Raw genomic sequence first — 15492 nt, 5'->3', positions numbered from 1 at the left:
CGGCCCGTCCCGCCCGCCGGGACCGCCGGCCGGTCGCGGGTCGTGTGCCTGCCGGAAACAACGACGGGGCACCCGGCCGGATACGGCACGGGTGCCAACCTGGGCGCATGTGTACGGTTCAGCGGCCGGGGACGGGCAGCGGCCTGCCCTGGCACGTCATGTCCCGTGCGGGGACGCGGCCGTCGAGCAGGTAGCGGTCCACGACGCCGTCCACACAGGAGTTCCCGTTCCGGTACTGCCCGTGGTCGCCGTCACCGGTCACCGTCACCAGGCGCGAGCCGCGTAGCGCGTGGTGGGCCCGTACGGCGGCCTCGTGGTAAGTGGCGGGGTCGTGAGCGGAGTTGAGCATCAGTGTGGGCGGCAGGCCGGCGCCGGTCACCGTCACCTTCGGGGCCGCCGGGGCGGGCCAGGCCGCGCAGACGGCGGCGAAGGTCAGGGCCCGGGCCCCGACGAGCGGCCGCTTCGCCGCGTCACCGGCGGTCCGGCGCACCCATGCCGAGGTGTCGCGGTCCCAGGGGGAGTCGGCGCAGGTGACGGAGAAGTACTCGGCGTAGAAGGCCGGGTCGGGCGCGCGGCCGAGGAGGCCGGCGGCCCGGGCGCGCTCGCTCTCGCCCGCCCGGTCCCAGTGGTCGAGCGCCGCCAGCGCGGAGGCCAGGACGGGGAACCGGTCCGCCCGGTAGAGCGCGTCGGAGGTGCCGTTGTCGAAGCGGTCCGGGGTGATGACGGCCTTGCCGACGGCCACCGGGTGCTCGCGCAGGGCGCGCCGCTGCCGCTCCCACTTCGCCTGCGCGGCGGCCGGGGTGCGTCCGTAGTGGTAGACGTCGTCGTACCGGGCGAGCCAGGGCAGGAAGTCCTGCTCGAAGCGGCGCTGGAAGCTCTTCGGCTGCCCCAGCTCGAACCGCTGCCAGGAGCCGTCGAAGCCCACGTTGCTGTCGAGGACGGCGCGTTCGACGCGCCGCGGGAAGAGCGTCGCGTAGTAGGCGCCGACCATCGTGGCGTAGGAGGCGCCGTAGTACGAGACGGTGCGCGCGCCCAGCAGCGAGCGGAACAGGTCCATGTCGCGGACGGTCTGCTCGGTCGTCAGGTACGGCAGCAGCGCGCCGTCGCGCCGCCCGCAGTCCCGGGCGAAGGCGCGGGCGGTGGCCAGCGTGCGGCGCAGCGCGGCGGGCGACCGGTCCCGGGCGTCGCCGTTGAGGAACCCGGAGAACTCCTCGGGGGTCCGGCACCGGACCCGGGTGCTCCGCCCGACGCCGCGCTGGTCGAAGCTCACGACGTCGTAGGCGGCGGCCACCCCGGGGGAACGGCGGGCGAGATCCGCGGGCCGGGCCAGCCCCGAACCACCGGGCCCGCCGGCCGCCATCATCAGCACGCCGCGCCCGCCCGCACCGGTCGCCCGGTGCCGGGAGACGGCGATGGTCAGGTCGGGACCGGCGCCCGGACGGTGCCAGTCACGGGGGACGGCCATCCGCGCGCACTCCAACCCGGCCGTCCCGTCGCAGGGATGCCAGTCCAGGCGCTGCCCGGTGTACCGGGCGGGCACGGACGGCCCCGCGCCGGGGGCCGCGGCCGCCGGAAGGGCGGTGGCGGCACAGACGGCGGCCACCAGACCGGCCACGACGGCCGCCGCGCGGCGGGGCGTTCTGAACGAGGGCATCGATCCTCCTGAAGTGATCCTGAAGGGAAGGGGCTTCGAGGAAGATCCTCCGGGCCGGGGCGGGGCCGGATCGATCCCACAGGGTTCCGTTCCGGGGGTGGCACTGGCACCACCCCCGGATGGCCGGAATCCATCGCTCCGTTCGAACCTGGGATCAAGATGTTCGAGCTGTCATGTTTGCATGACCTCATGCAAGAGACTCAGGTTCCATCACCCGACGAGCGCACTTACCTCGATCACATCCTGGAGGCCTGGGGCCGTGACCAGGAGGCCGAGGCACTCGTCCAAGGGACGGTGCGGTACAGCCGCGCCGAGGCCCGTGACGCCCTGTTCCGGATCGGGAACGCCCTGCGCGCCGAGGGTCTGAAGCCCGGTGACGCGGTTGGTCTGTTTCTGGCCAACCGGCCCGAAGGCGTGCTCGCCCAGCTCGCGGTCCACCTCATCGGCTGCCACGTCGTCTTCCTGCCCCCGGAGCCGGGCCGGGGCGAACTCGCCGCGCTGGCCGGGCAGGCCGAGGTGCGGGCCATCGTCTTCGACCCCGTCTTCGCGTCGCACGCCACCGCGCTGCCCGGCCTGATGGAGCGTCCGCCCCGGCTGCTGTCCCTCGGCCCCGTGGAGGGCACCGCCGACCTGCTGGCCGCGGCCCGTGAGCTGCCCGCGGAGCGCCCCGCGGCCCCGGCCCTCGCGGCGGACGAGCCGGTCACCGTCTTCTACACCGGCGGCACCCTCGGCAACCCCAAACTCGCCGCGCAGGGCAGGGCCTTGTACGACCGCATGGTCGACGCGGTGCGCAACGCGCCCTGGATGCGCGGACGGCGCGCACTGGCGGCCACGCTGATCACCCACGGCAGCGGGCACCTGGTGTCGGTCCAGGGCCTCGTCTCGGGGGCGACCGTCGTGCTGCTGCCGGCCTTCGAGGCCGGCCACGCGCTGACCGTGCTGCGCGAGGAACGCATCAACTCCGCCATGTTCGTGCCGCCCATGCTCTACGAACTGCTCGACCACCCCGACTGCCGGCCCGGTGACTTCCCGCACCTGGAGTCCCTGTTCGTGGGCGGCGCCGCGTCGGCGCCCGAGCGGCTGCGCCAGGCATGCACCGTCTTCGGCCCGGTGATCGGCCAGGGCTACGGGCAGTCCGAGGCCCTCGGTATCTCCGTCATGATGCCCGAGGAGTACGTCGACGAGCACCCCGAGCGGTGGGCCAGCGTCGGCCGGGCCATCGACGGCGTGGAGGTGGAGATCCGCGACGAGGACGGCACCGCGCTCCCCGACGGGCAGACCGGCGAACTCCACGTCCGCGGCGAGACCCGGATGCTGGGCTACTACCGCGACCCCGAGCGCACGGCCGCCGCCCTGCACGACGGGTGGCTGGCCACCGGGGACGTGGGCTACCGCGACGCGGACGGCTTCCTCTACCTGGTGGACCGGGCCAAGGACATCATCGTCACCGGCCGCACCAGCGACAACGTCTACTCCAAGGTCCTGGAGGACTTCCTGCTCACCCTGGACGGCGTGCGCAACGCCGCCGCCGTGGGCGTCCCGGACGAGCGCTACGGCGAGGCCGTCCACGTCTTCCTGGCCACCGACAAGGACGACGCCGTGGACCCGGCGGCCGTGAGCGCCGCCGCCGTCGCCGAGCTGGGCGAGCTCTACGAGCCGCGCGCCGTCACGCAGTTGAGGTCCCTGCCGGTCACCCGGATAGGCAAGGTCGACAAGAAGGCGCTGCGGGCCATGCTCGGTTCCTGAGCCGGTCCGCGCCGGGCACCCCGTCGGGCATGCGCGCCGTCGCCCGCCCGGTGGGTGCCCGGGGGCGGGCGTCGCGCCGCGCGGGTTCGCTCACGCCCCCGCCGGACCGTCCGTCCGCGCCAGCCCGTAGACCCGCCGGGCATTGCCCGCGCCGATCAGCTCGGCCACGCGCGCGGCGTCGCCCGCCGACCAGGCGCCGTCGCCCACCCAGCCGTCCAGCAGCCGTGCCAGGCCCCGGCGGAACAGCTCGGCGCCCACCACGTACAGCTCCGCGAGGCCGGCCGCGTCCGTGGAGAACATCAGCTTCCCGAAGGGGGCCAGTTCCAGCGCCTCGGCCAGCACCGCCTCGGCGCGTGCCCCGCTGTAGGAGAGGGCCAGCCCGATGTCCGCGTAGACGTGCGGGAAGGCGTGGGCGAGGTAGGCGGCGCTGCGGTGGTACGGGTAGCAGTGCAGCAGCACCAGCGCCGAACCCGTGGGGCGCACGGCGCGGGCGAAGTCGGTGAGCAGCGCCGGGTCGCAGCGGTGCAGGGTGAGGTCCGGGTCGCCGAAGCCGGTGTGGAGCTGGAGCGGCAGCCCGGTCTCGGCCGCCGACCACAGCAGGTGGCGCAGCAGCACCGGGTCGGTCAGCCGGCCGCCCGGCGTGCGGCAGGCCAGCCACCGGTCCGCCGCGGTGCGGACCTCGGCCTGGCCGGGCGGGTTGGGCTCGAAGTCGAGCCCGTAGCGGTAGGCGGCCACGGACTTGAAGGCCACGGCCGTCGTGGCGGCCTTCCGCACGGCGTCGGACACGCCGCCGAGGAAGTCCGCCCGGCCGTCGGCCGCGTCCGCGATCCGCTCGGCCAGCGGCTCCAGGCGGACCACCTCGTGCCAGGCGGCGCCGCCCGCCGTGCGGGCGAGCTCCTCGGGGCCCGTGAGGTCGCCCGCGAGGCCCGTGTCCACCAGGTAGTCGGTGATCCCGGTGGCGCCCAGCAGCCGCCGGGCGGTCTCGGACGGGCCCAGCTCCCGCCGCCGTTCGAGGTACTCGGCGGGGGTGCAGTGCGGGTCGAGGCCGAGCAGCGGCGGGCACCAGCGGCGGACGGCGTACCCGAGCTGGCTGTCGAGGAAGGAGGTGCCGGGCGGGGCGGGCGCGTCCGACTCGCTGAGGAGCGCGGCGAAGGCGTCGGGCCCCGGCTCGGTGCGGAGCAGGCCGTGGCAGTGGTGGTCCACCAGCGCCGCCGGGGACGGCTTCGCGTGGGCCCCCATGTCAGTACCGCCGCCGTGTCGCGTCGGCGATGTCCTGCGGAGCCGCGCCCGCGTACTGCCGGACCTCCGCGCGGCGGACCGCCGCGACGGCCTCGAACAGGGGGTCGCCGAGCGCGGTCCGCAGCAGGTCCGAGCGGGTGAAGCGGTCCAGGGCGTCGGCCGGTGAGGCGGGCAGGCGCTCCTGCCCGCCGGTGACGGCCGGGTCGCCCGTGACCGGCGGCGGCAGCGCCAGCCCGGCCTCGATCCCGGCGAGTCCCGCGGCGATCACCGCCCCGGCCGCCAGATACGGATTGGCCGCCCCGTCGAAGCACTTGACCTCGGCGTTGGCCTGGTCCACCGCGTCCGGCGGGCCGGGGACGAAGCGGATGGCGGCCTCCCGGTTCTCCGGGCCCCAGCAGGCGAAGACCCCGGCCCAGTGCGAGGGCTTGAACCGCAGATGGCTGGCGGGGGGAGGGGGCGCCGAGGGCGAGCAGCGCGGGCAGTTCCCGCAGCACGCCGGCGAGGAACGCCGCGCACTCCGCCGTCATCCCCGACGGGCCGTCGCCGCCCCGGCACAGGTTCCGCCCGCCGCGCAGCAGGCTCAGGTGCAGATGGGCGCCGTTGCCCACCCCGCCGGCGTCCACGACGGGCCCGAACTGGGCCTCCAGGCCGTGCTGTCGGGACACCGCGCGGACGGTCTCGCGGACGAGCACGGCGAGGTCCGCCGCGCCCACCGGATCCGCGGCGGCCACCGACACCTCGAACTGCCCCGGCGCGTACTCGGGATGGATCTGGAGGACCTCGATCTCCTGGGCGGTGAGGGCGTCGAGGACGTCCCGCAGGTAGCCGGACAGCTCCACCAGCCGCGTCATCCCGTAGGCCGGCCCCGAACAGGCGTACCGCAGGCCGTCGTTGGCGTCGCCGTCCCGGGTGACGATCCACTCGGTCTCGAAGCCCATGCGCAGCCGCAGCCCGTGGTCGGCCTCGGCCCGTTCGGCCATGCGGCGGGCGAACTGCCGCTGGCAGGCGGCGTACCGGCGGCCGTCCTGCTCGTACCGGTCGGCCGGCGCCCATGCCCAGCCCGGCTGGGCGGCCAGCACGGTCAGCCGCCCGAGGTCGGGGAAGAGGCGCAGGTCGCCGTCGGGCCCGCCGATATGCGCGCTGGTGACGACGGAATCGTCCGTGAGATAGACGTCGAACACCGGCGACATCCCCACCCCCCAGCGCGCGGCGTGCGCCAGCCGGGCGGTGGGCACGCCCTTGACCCGGGTGATGCCCGCGTTGTCCACCCAGGTCAGGGCCACGGCCCGGACGTCCCGCGCGGTGAGCTGCGCGGCCTCCTGCCGGGCCGCCGACTCCGCGCGCTCCCGTTCCGGCCTGTGCATGCGGTCTCCTCCGGCGGGGTGTGGGGGACGGCGGCACCGGGAAAACCACGCCGCCCAGAGATTCTGGTCCGGATTCCGCCGCGCGACACCTCGTACCGGGGCCTTTCGGTGGAATCGGGGACGGTGCCGTCAAGGCGCCCTGCCGCGGCCGACGTTCGGCGCGGGCACCCGAACTGCGGTTCCCCGCACGGAAGATGCGTGACCGGCCGGAGTGCGGCAGGCGCCTGCGCGCGGGGGACGGCACCGGCCGCGGATCCGGACGGCGGACCCTCGGTTGCGAGAGCGCGGACCTGCCCCGAGGCTGGTGCCAAGATCAGCGATCCAGCTCGGGTGCTTCGTCCCGGAGCGCGGCTTCTCCGCGTCCGTGGACCCCGGGCACGAGGTGCCGGGCCGGCACCGTTGAGGAGTCAGCATGTCGGAAATCCGTGGCGTCCTCCGGCGCGGCCGCGGACGCCACCGGCGCCGCAGGAGGGTGCCGCTGAAGGCCGCGGCCGCGGCCGCGGTGCTCGTCGCCGGCTCGACGTTCGCGGTCACCTCGATGGACGACCAGCCGGAGTGCGACGCCCGGGCGGGACGCGCCGGGACGCACGACGACCACCGGCACGGCTCCTCGGCGGCCATGGGCGCCTGCGCCCCCCGCCCGGCCGGCGGCGCGCAGCCGCACCGGCCGGCCGGCGGGCACGGACCGCCGGAAGGCGCCAACCGCGGTGCCGTGGGCGGCAGACCGGAACGGGTCGGGGTGCCGGACCCGGAGTCCGGCTACGACCGGGAACGCTGCGGCAACACCTCCGGCCGGGTGCTGCTCTCGCTGGACGACTGGCCGTACGACGATCCCGAACGCGCCGTCCGCATCGGCGCGCAGCTCCAGTCGCAGGGGGTCCGGGCGGCCTTCTTCCTCATCAACAAGTACGCCTCCCAGTACCCCCGGATCACCACCGCCCTGCGCCGGCAGGGCCATTGGGTGGGCAGCCACACCTGGTCCCACCAACAGCTCACCCGGCTCGGGGACCAGGAACTCCTCGACGAGCTGCGCAACGGCGTCCCCGGCAACTTCCTGCGCCCGCCCTACGGGGACGTCGGCCCGCGGGAGACGGAGGTCGCCGCGAGCCTGGGGCAGCGGGTCTGCAACTGGACCATCGACACGTACGACTGGCAGCAGACGGGCGGGGCGTTCCGTGACGTGGACGCGATCCGGGCGAGTGTCCGGGAGGCGTCGGTGGAGGAGAAGACCAACGGGGTGATCCTCGGGCATCTGTTCAGCCACTTTCCCGAGGCGCTGCCGGGGATCATCGGGGATCTGCGGGAGCAGGGGTATCAGATGTGCCGGAACACGGGGCCGGTGACGGAGCAGGTGCCGTATCCGTTGGCGTGCTGAAACGTTTCTTCGCCCCGGTCCCGCCCTTTCACCGTTTCTCCCGGGGCTCCGCCCCTCGGCCCGGCACCGCGCTGCGCGCGGGTGGGCGGGGCTTCGCCCCTGCACCCCACCGGGGGGCTGCGCCCCCTGGACCCCTGCGTTCGCCCTCCGGGCGGTGAGCGGGGCTCCGTCCTTCCACCCCCTGGGGGCTGCGCCCAATTCAGCCCGTCCGGCGTTTGAGGACAACGCGGCGCAGCCGCGTTGCGGGGTCCGGGGCGGAGCCCCGAAGCGGGGTGCAGGGGCGAAGCCCCGCCCACCCGCGCGGAGCACGGGACCGACGCCCCACCGCGCGGAGCGCGGCCCCCGCGCGCGGCAGCGCGCAAGCGGGGTCGCGCAGGGGCGCAGCCCCTGCGGGAAACTGGGGGCACCTCCCAGCGGTAGCTGGGGGAGAAAGGGCGGGCCGGGGGCAAGAACCCCTCACCGCCCCACCCGCTCCCGCCGACGCCCCCGCACAACCTCCACCCCCACCGGCAGCAGCGACACCAGCACCACCACCCCCACCACAGGCAACAGATAGCGGTCCACGTTCGGCACCGCCGACCCCAGCGCGTACCCCGCCAGCACCAGCCCGGCCGTCCACAGCACTCCGCCCGCCACCTGCCAGGTGGTGAAGACGCGGCGCGGGACGTCCAGCGCCCCGGCGAGCGGGTTGAGCACCGTGCGTACCACCGGCACGAAGCGCGCCAGGACGATCGCCCGCGCGTGCCCGTAGCGGCCGAGCAACTCCTCGGCGCGTTCGGCCCCTTCGAGCAGGCGCTTGTTGCGGGAGCGGGCCAGCAGCGTGCGGCCGCCGCGGCGGCCGAGCGCGTACCCGCACTGGGAGCCGGCCAGGGCGCCGATCACGGCCGCGGCGAGGACCTGGGCGAGGTCGAGGTGCGGCCCGGAGTGCGCCCCGGGCCGGCACAGCAGGCCCGCGGTGAACAGCAGGGAGTCCCCGGGCAGGAAGAAGCCGATCAGCAGGCCGGTCTCGGCGAAGAGCACGACGGCGATGCCGAGCGCCCCGAACGACGACAGCAGCGAGGACGCGTCGAGCGGGTTGAGGGCGAGGGCGAAGAGGGGCGATGACACGGGAGCGCGGCCTCCGGAGCGAGCGGTCGACGGCTGCACGGGACACGGGAAGGGACGGAAGGACGGTCTACACGACTGTAGACGATCCGGCGGGACGCGTCGCCTCCCGCGCGCCGCCGGGAAGGCGCGCGGCGCTCAGCCGCTCCGCGGACGCCGCGAGTCGGCGTGCACCCCCTGGAGGATGCCCATCGCGGCGCAGACGGCGAACATCGAGGAGCCGCCGTAGGAGACGAACGGCAGGGGGATCCCGGCCACGGGCATGATGCCCAGCGTCATCCCGATGTTCTCGAAGGACTGGAAGGTCAGCCAGCACACCACCCCGCCGGCCAGCAGCGTGGCGAACATGTCGTCCGCGCGCCGGGCGATGCCCAGGGCCCGCCACAGCACCACGCCGAGCAGGGCGATGACGGTGCCGGCGCCGAGGAAGCCCAGTTCCTCGCCGGCGACGGTGAAGACGAAGTCGGTCTGCTGCTCGGGCACGAAGCCCCCGCTGGTCTGGAAGCCGTGGAAGAGGCCTTGGCCGAGCAGCCCGCCGGAGCCGATGGCGATCCGCGCCTGGTGGGTGTTGTAGCCGACGCCGGACGGGTCCAGGTGCGGATCCGCGAACGCGGCGAAGCGGTTGATCTGGTACGCGCTCAGCAGGTGGAGCCCGAACACCGCGACGACCGCGGTCGCCGCCGCCCCGGCGAGGAGGGCGAGCGTGCGGCCGGAGACGCCGGAGAGGAAGAGCATCCCCGCGGTGACGGCGGCCAGGACCAGGCTCGTGCCCAGCTCGTGGCTGGCCATGATCACCAGGGCGGGCACGGCGAAGAGGGCGAGCGCGATCAGGGTCTGCCGACCGCCCGGCACGCTCCCGCGCCGGGTCTCGCGCTCCTCCGCGAGCAGCGCGGCCAGCATCACGACCAGGGCCGGTTTGACGAACTCGGAGGGCTGGAGCGAGAAGCCGCCGCCGAGCACGATCCACGAGTGGGCGCCGTTGATGGTGCTGGCCAGCGGGGTCAGCACGGTGGCGAGGAAGAGCAGCGACGCCCCGTAGAACACCGGCGCGTACCCGCGCAGCCGGCGGTGGCCCAGGAAGGCGAGCGCCAGGCACAGGGCGAGCCCCAGCAGCAGGTTGAGCATGTGCCGCTTGAGGTACGAGTGGGGATCCCCGCCGGCCGCGTCCTGCCGGTGCACCGTGGCCGACCAGGTGAGCAGCCCCCCGACGCCGCCGAGGGCCACCATGGCGCCCAGCAGGACCCAGTCCAGGCGCCACAGCGGGGAGGAACGGCCGAAGGCCCTCAGCAGCGGGCGGCGGGCCTGGGGCCGGACGAGTGCGATACCCACGGGCGGTCCTCCGGGACGCAGGTGACGGCCGGAAGGGAGTCCCGTGCGGGACCGGCCGGGGAGGGTCCTTCCCCGGCCGGGGCCCGCCCTCCCGTCGGTTCACCCGATCGTGAGGTCGTCCGCGAGGACGGCGCCCTGCCCGTACCAGCCGTGGACGTAGACGGTGACCTTGCCGGAGGAGTCGGTGGTGAAGGGGACCGCGAGCCTGGTCCAGTCGCCGGACGAGGCCCACTTGCTCGCCGTCGCGCCGCCCGAGACGCCGAGGAAGGCGTAGTCGCCGCGCACCCAGCCGCCGAGCGTGTACGACGTGCCGGGCGACAGCGTCAGCGTCTGCCGGCACTCGCCGGTGCCGGATGCCGTGGGGGCGGTCCGCAGCGCGTACGAGCCGCCGTGCACCGGGCCGTTGACCACCGCCGCGCCCTGGTCGCAGGTCCAGGGGGCGGTGACGCCGGTCTCGAAGTCGCCGTTGACGACGCGGCCGGGGGCGCCGTGGCCCGGGACGGTCAGGGTGTACGTCGCCGTGTGACTGCCGGACGGGGCCGTGCCCGTCACGGTGAGCGGGTAGGAGCCGGGCGGGACGTCGGAGGCGACGGAGACGGTCAGCCGGGCGGAGTCGCCCGCGGTCACGGACGAGGGGGAGACCTCCGCGGTCACCCCGCGCGGGGCGCCGTCCACCGCGAGCCGGACCGTCTGGGCCGGGCCGGAGACCGCGGCCGTGCCGACGGCGGCCGTCGCCGAGCCGCCCGGGGGCACGGAGGATCCGCCGGGGGAGACGGACAGCGAGAAGTCCGGCTGCGAGGGTCCGCCGCCACCGGTGAACGGGGCGAAGGCGCGGCTGAAGTCCCAGGTCTCCTGGGCGATTCCGGAACAGGTGTCGGACCCCTTGGTGCCCGGGCAGCCGCCGTTGTCGCGCTGGAGCGCCCAGAACGAGAGGGTGTTGATGCTCCTGGACACCGCCCACTGGTAGACCTTGGCCGCGTCCTGGGTGGTGAAGGTCTCGGCCGGGCCGTAGTCGTCGATGCCCGGCATCTCGGTGACGCCGGTCATCGCCCACAGTTGCGCGTCGTTCTTCGCCGGGTAGAGCTGCGCCAGTTGGGCGTGGAGTCCCTCGGCGGCGCTGACGGTGTCGGCGGCCATGTCGTGCTGGGCCCCGTCGTAGTAGTCGAACGTCATGATGTTGACGACGTCGACCCGGGTGCCGTTGGCGACGGCGTTGCGCAGGACGGCGAGCCCGCTGTCGGCGAGGCCCCGGGTGGTGGTGGGCAGGGTGTAGGAGATCTGGAGCGTGCGCCCCTGGGCGGCGGCCCAGTCCTGCACCTTCTTGACCGCCTTGTTGCGGCGGTCGATCCCGGCGCTGTTGGTCAGCGAGTTGTCCTCGATGTCCAGGTCGATGCGGCTGATGTCGTAGGTGGTGATCACCTGTTGGAAGGCCTCGGCGACCTTGTCGGTGTCGGTGCAGCTGTCGGCCAGTTCGGTGCCCCCGTTGTCGGCCGCGTAGCCGCCGAAGGACGGGATGACGTCGCCGCCGCGGGACCGGATGGTGGCGAAGTCGGCGCCGAATACGGAGGAGGAGACCGGCTTGCTCCTGTCGCCGTTCCAGTACGGCGTGCAGGAGCCCTTGGCCTCGGTCTGGAGGAAGGCCATCGTCAGGTGCTTCGCCCCCGACTGCGCGGAGAGCTCGGCCGGGCTGCCCGGCAGCCAGCTCTCGAAGTAGGGCGCGAAGACCCGCGGAGGAAGGGGCGTGGCGGCCGTCGCGGGCTCGCCGCCGCCCAGGGCCAGGGCCGCGCCCGCCAGCGCGGTGGCCAGTGCGGTGACCGCGGTGCGGACGGTGGGGCGTCGTCTCACGGATGCTCCCGGTGACTGAGGTGTGCACGGGGTGGGGGCAGTTGCGCGGTGAACATCGTTGGACTGGACCAGAGTTGAGTCAAGGGTCCGGGCAACAGGGAAAATTTCTCCGGCCAACCGTGCCGAATTGCCTGCCACTTGGAGACACCTTGGCGACACCCGCACGCGGGCACAGAAAAATCCCCCCGCACCGGGCGAGTCGCCCGGCGCGGAGGGATTTCCGCGGAACCGCGAGGCTTTCGTCAGCCGTTGGCGGAGCCGTTGCCCGAGATGATCGGGATGTCGTCGAGGATGTGCGACAGCTGGTCGTCGCCGTCGTTGATCGTCGAGTTGTCGGTGCACTGCTGCTGCTGCTGCGAGGTGAGGATCGGCACGTCCTGGATGCCGACGTTGAGCAGCGCGATGAGCGACTGGATGCCGGCCTTTCCGACTCCGATGCACAGCTTGTTCAGCGAGCCCTGGACCAGGCTCATCTGCGGGCTTTCCTTGCCGCCGGTGTGGGTGTTGCCGTAACCGGTCTTGGCGCCGTTCGCGTTGTAGACGTCTTCGTCGTCCCCGAACGCCATCGCGGGAGTGGCCATGGCGCCGACCGCGGAAGCCGTCACCGCGGCCGTGGCGATTGCCTTCTTGAGCACGTCTATGCCTTTCGATCGAAGAGGGTTTCCCGCTCGGGAAGCGAACTGAGTAACTCTGACCCTTTTGGGAAGTTCCGGGATTTCACTCATTCGAGCCATCGGTGCCTGTCGGAACCGGTGCGGCGGCCTCGCGCCGGATCTCCGGAGGCTTTATCGGGTCCGCATTCCGAGGCGCTGGGGCATGTGAGTGACGCCGGCCGAAGGGTGTCCGGCCGGCTGGTAGCGTGCGGGGCGCGGCGGGCCTCCCGCCGCCGGTCCGCCCGGACGGCGCCCCCACGCGACGCGTCCGGGCGGGCCCATGACCTCCTGGGGTGGGCGTCGGCAGCCGGGACGGGTGTGACGAGGGGGACACCGTCAATCCGCGCCGGGTCGTATACCCTCGTCCGTGTGAATCTGCTTGTAAAGCGACGCCATGTGGACTTCCTGCGCGTCACGAGCATGTCCTGTCGTCGCTCCGGCTGACCAGCGCCTCCTGCCGCCCGGCATCTTTCCCGGGCCGGGGCGCTCACCGCGTTGACCTCGCGTTCTCTTAGCTTCTCCAGCTTTTCCCTGCTTTTTCGCACAAGCCTGCCGCCTTGCCCCGTTCTGCCCGCGCACCCCGCGGCGGTGCGGGCCGTCCGGTGATCCCGGGGGCGAACGGGCCCCTTCGCACACGCTGTGGACTCCTCATGAACGACAAGCTCCCCGTCATCGACCTCTCCACCGCCTCCGGCACCCCCGACGAGCGCGCCCACTTCCACGAGGCGCTGCACGCGGCCGCCCGGGACGTCGGTTTCTTCCATCTGACGGGCCACGGCATCAGCGACGACGAGACCGCCGAACTGATGCGCACCATGCGGGCCTTCTTCGCCCTCCCGGAGGCCGACCGGCTCGCCGTCTCCAACCTCAACTCGCCCCACTTCCGCGGCTACACGCGCATCGGCGACGAGCGCACCGGCGGCAGCCAGGACTGGCGCGACCAGCTCGACATCGGCGCCGAGCGCGCTCCGCACGTCCCGGCCCCCGGCGAGCCCGGCTACTGGTGGCTGGACGGCCCCAACCAGTGGCCCGCCGCCCTCCCCGAGCTGCGCACCGCCGCCCTGCACTGGACCGACCGGCTGAGCGCGGTCGCCGAGCGGCTGCTGCACGAGCTGCTCACCGCGATCGGGGCGCCCGCCGACTTCTACGACGACGCCTTCGCCGACCACCCCCACCTGCACCTCAAGCTCGTCCGCTACCCCGGCAGCGCCCCCGACGGGGCCGGGCAGGGCGTCGGCTGGCACAAGGACTACGGCTTCCTGACCCTGCTGCTGACGGACGAGGTCGGCGGGCTCCAGGTCGAAGGCCCCGACGGGTCCCTCCTGGACGTGCCGCCGCTCCCCGGCGCCTTCGTGATCAATCTGGGCGAGCTGCTGGAGGTGGCCACCGACGGGTACCTCAAGGCCACCAACCACCGCGTGGTCAGCCCGCCCGGCGCCCGGGAGCGCTACTCCGTGCCCTTCTTCTACAACCCCCGGCTCGACGCCCGCATCGAGCCCGTGCCCTTCCCGCACGCCGACCGGGCCCCGGGCGTCACCCAGGACGCGGCCAACCCGCTGTTCGCCGAGTACGGACGCAACGAGATCAAGGGCTGGCTCCGGGCGCACCCCGCCGTGGCGCAGCGCCACCACCGCGACCTGCTGGAGGCCGCGCCCGTCGGGTGAGACCGGCATCACCACCCCGCCCCCTCGGGTGCCCGTCAAGGATTTGTAAAGTGATCCGGCGTCATCACCTCGGGATCACAGGCCCGAGGGTTTGGGGGGTGGGGTTGTGCAGGAACGGGTTGCGCCGGAACGGGGCGTCCGGGAGCTGGGGACCGGGATCGGCTGGCGGCCGGAGATCGCCGACGAGATCGCCGGGCTGACCGGGGTCGACTGGGTGGAGGTCGTGGCGGAGAACATCTGCCCCGGCCACCTCCCCGACCCGCTGCGCCGGCTGCTCGACGCCGGCACGACCGTCGTCCCGCACGGCGTCTCGCTCGGTCTCGGCGGCGCCGAGCGCCCCGACCTCGCCCGCCTCATGGCCCTCGCCGAGCGCGCCGAGGCCCTGGGAGCGCCCCTGGTCAGCGAGCACATCGCGTTCGTCCGCTCCTCCGGCGGGCCCGGCCCCCGGCTGGAGGCCGGGCACCTGCTGCCCGTGCCCCGCACCCGGGACGCGCTCGACGTGCTCTGCGCGAACGTGCGCATCGCCCAGGACGCGCTGCCCGTGCCCCTCGCCCTGGAGAACATCGCGGCCCTCATGGCCTGGCCCGACGAGGAGTTGACGGAGGGGCAGTTCCTCGCGGAGCTCGTCGAACGCACCGGTGTGCGGCTCCTCGTGGACGTCGCCAACCTCCACACCAACCACGTCAACCGGGGCGAGGATCCGGCCCGGGCGCTCGACGAACTGCCCGTCGAGGCGATCGCCTACGTCCACGTCGCCGGCGGGTACGAGCACGACGGGCTGTGGCACGACAGCCACGCCCACCCCGTCACCCGCCCCGTCCTCGACGTCCTCGCCGAGCTCTGCGCCCGCGTCGCCCCGCCCGGGGTCATGCTGGAGCGCGACGACCACTTCCCGTCCGGGGCGGCGCTGGCCGCCGAACTGGACGCCATCCGCGCCGTGGTGGCCGGGGCCCGGCATGTCTGAGACCGACGCCGCCCGCGAGCGGCTCGCCCGCGCCCAGTACGCCCTGCTCGCCGCGCTCGTGACCGACACCCCGGCCCCGCCCGGCTTCGACCCGCGCCGGGTGGCGGTGCAGCGCAGGGCGCTGCAGGCCAAGCGCGCCGGGGTCGTCGCCAAGGTGGCGCCCGAACTCGCCGCGCTCCTCGGCGACGACTACCACCGGCTCTTCCTCGGCTACGCGGCGAAGCGGTCCATGACGGACGGCTACCGACGGGACGCCGCCGACTTCGCCCGGCACCTGATCGGCGAACGGGCCGTGCCCGAGCCCCAACGGGGGCGCCTCGCCGCCTGGTTGTCCGAGACCACCGGCCCTCCCGCCGGACCCCTCCGCCGGCTCCTGACCGCCCTGCGCGGCGGACGAAAGGCAGTGAACCGATGATCGTGGTCGCGCTGGTGACGCTGTTCGCCGTCGTCGCCCCCGCCCTGTGGACCCTCTGGCTGCGGCTGCAGGCCCGCCACCCGGCCGGGGCCGGGTCCCCGCTCCAGCCCGACCTGCTCCGGGCCGCCTACCTCCAGGGC

9 protein-coding genes and 2 pseudogenes are annotated in these 15492 nt (G+C 74.1%); 4 read left to right on the top strand and 7 right to left on the bottom strand.

Annotation, left to right across the window (positions count from 1 at the left end):
* Positions 1-118: 118 nt before the first annotated feature.
* Positions 119-1654 carry an alpha/beta hydrolase gene (locus tag ABD794_RS09645; protein ID WP_344962378.1) on the bottom strand — a complete coding sequence of 512 codons (1536 nt, stop codon included), beginning with the start codon at positions 1652-1654 and terminating at the stop codon, positions 119-121.
* Between the two features lie 189 nt (positions 1655-1843).
* Here ABD794_RS09645 and ABD794_RS09640 point away from each other — a divergent pair, with 189 nt between their 5' ends.
* Positions 1844-3400, top strand: coding sequence for an AMP-binding protein (locus ABD794_RS09640; RefSeq protein ID WP_344962376.1), 1557 nt, complete (start codon positions 1844-1846; stop codon positions 3398-3400).
* Positions 3401-3490: 90 nt separating this feature from the next.
* On the opposite strand, the gene ABD794_RS09635 is transcribed toward ABD794_RS09640, so the two are convergent.
* Positions 3491-4639 (bottom strand): amidohydrolase family protein, encoded by a 1149-nt coding sequence (locus ABD794_RS09635; RefSeq protein ID WP_344962374.1) that lies wholly within the window; start codon positions 4637-4639, stop codon positions 3491-3493.
* Between the two features lies 1 nt (position 4640).
* Positions 4641-6003, bottom strand: a pseudogene (locus ABD794_RS09630) (type I glutamate--ammonia ligase).
* Positions 6004-6415: 412 nt separating this feature from the next.
* On the opposite strand from ABD794_RS09630, the gene ABD794_RS09625 reads away from it, so the two are divergent.
* Positions 6416-7378: a polysaccharide deacetylase family protein gene (locus tag ABD794_RS09625; protein ID WP_344962372.1), complete on the top strand. Its 963-nt coding sequence runs from the start codon at positions 6416-6418 to the stop codon at positions 7376-7378.
* 456 nt (positions 7379-7834) lie between these two features.
* On the opposite strand, the gene ABD794_RS09620 is transcribed toward ABD794_RS09625, so the two are convergent.
* The 4 genes from ABD794_RS09620 to ABD794_RS09605 form a co-directional block, all read right to left on the bottom strand.
* Positions 7835-8485, bottom strand: a complete 651-nt coding sequence (locus ABD794_RS09620; RefSeq protein ID WP_344962370.1) for a DedA family protein — start codon at positions 8483-8485, stop codon at positions 7835-7837.
* Between the two features lie 135 nt (positions 8486-8620).
* On the bottom strand, positions 8621-9811 hold the full coding sequence (gene rodA, locus ABD794_RS09615; protein ID WP_344962368.1) for a rod shape-determining protein RodA: 1191 nt from the start codon (positions 9809-9811) through the stop codon (positions 8621-8623).
* Between the two features lie 99 nt (positions 9812-9910).
* The gene (locus ABD794_RS09610; protein ID WP_344962366.1) at positions 9911-11656 is read right to left on the bottom strand and encodes a carbohydrate binding domain-containing protein; all 1746 of its coding nucleotides are present in this window, start codon (positions 11654-11656) and stop codon (positions 9911-9913) included.
* Positions 11657-11898: 242 nt separating this feature from the next.
* The gene (locus tag ABD794_RS09605) at positions 11899-12291 is read right to left on the bottom strand and encodes a rodlin (protein ID WP_344962364.1); all 393 of its coding nucleotides are present in this window, start codon (positions 12289-12291) and stop codon (positions 11899-11901) included.
* A 668-nt stretch (positions 12292-12959) separates the two neighbouring features.
* On the opposite strand from ABD794_RS09605, the gene ABD794_RS09600 reads away from it, so the two are divergent.
* Entirely contained in the window at positions 12960-13973 is a 1014-nt protein-coding gene (locus ABD794_RS09600) for an isopenicillin N synthase family dioxygenase (protein ID WP_344962362.1), read from the top strand.
* A gap of 106 nt (positions 13974-14079) precedes the next feature.
* Positions 14080-15352: pseudogene (locus tag ABD794_RS09595) on the top strand (MbnB/TglH/ChrH family RiPP precursor modification enzyme).
* Positions 15353-15492: the final 140 nt, after the last annotated feature.

The organism is Streptomyces thioluteus (genome assembly GCF_039535865.1).
Note: the sequence above shows the minus strand (reverse complement) of the source record. Positions and strands in the feature narration are given on the sequence as shown.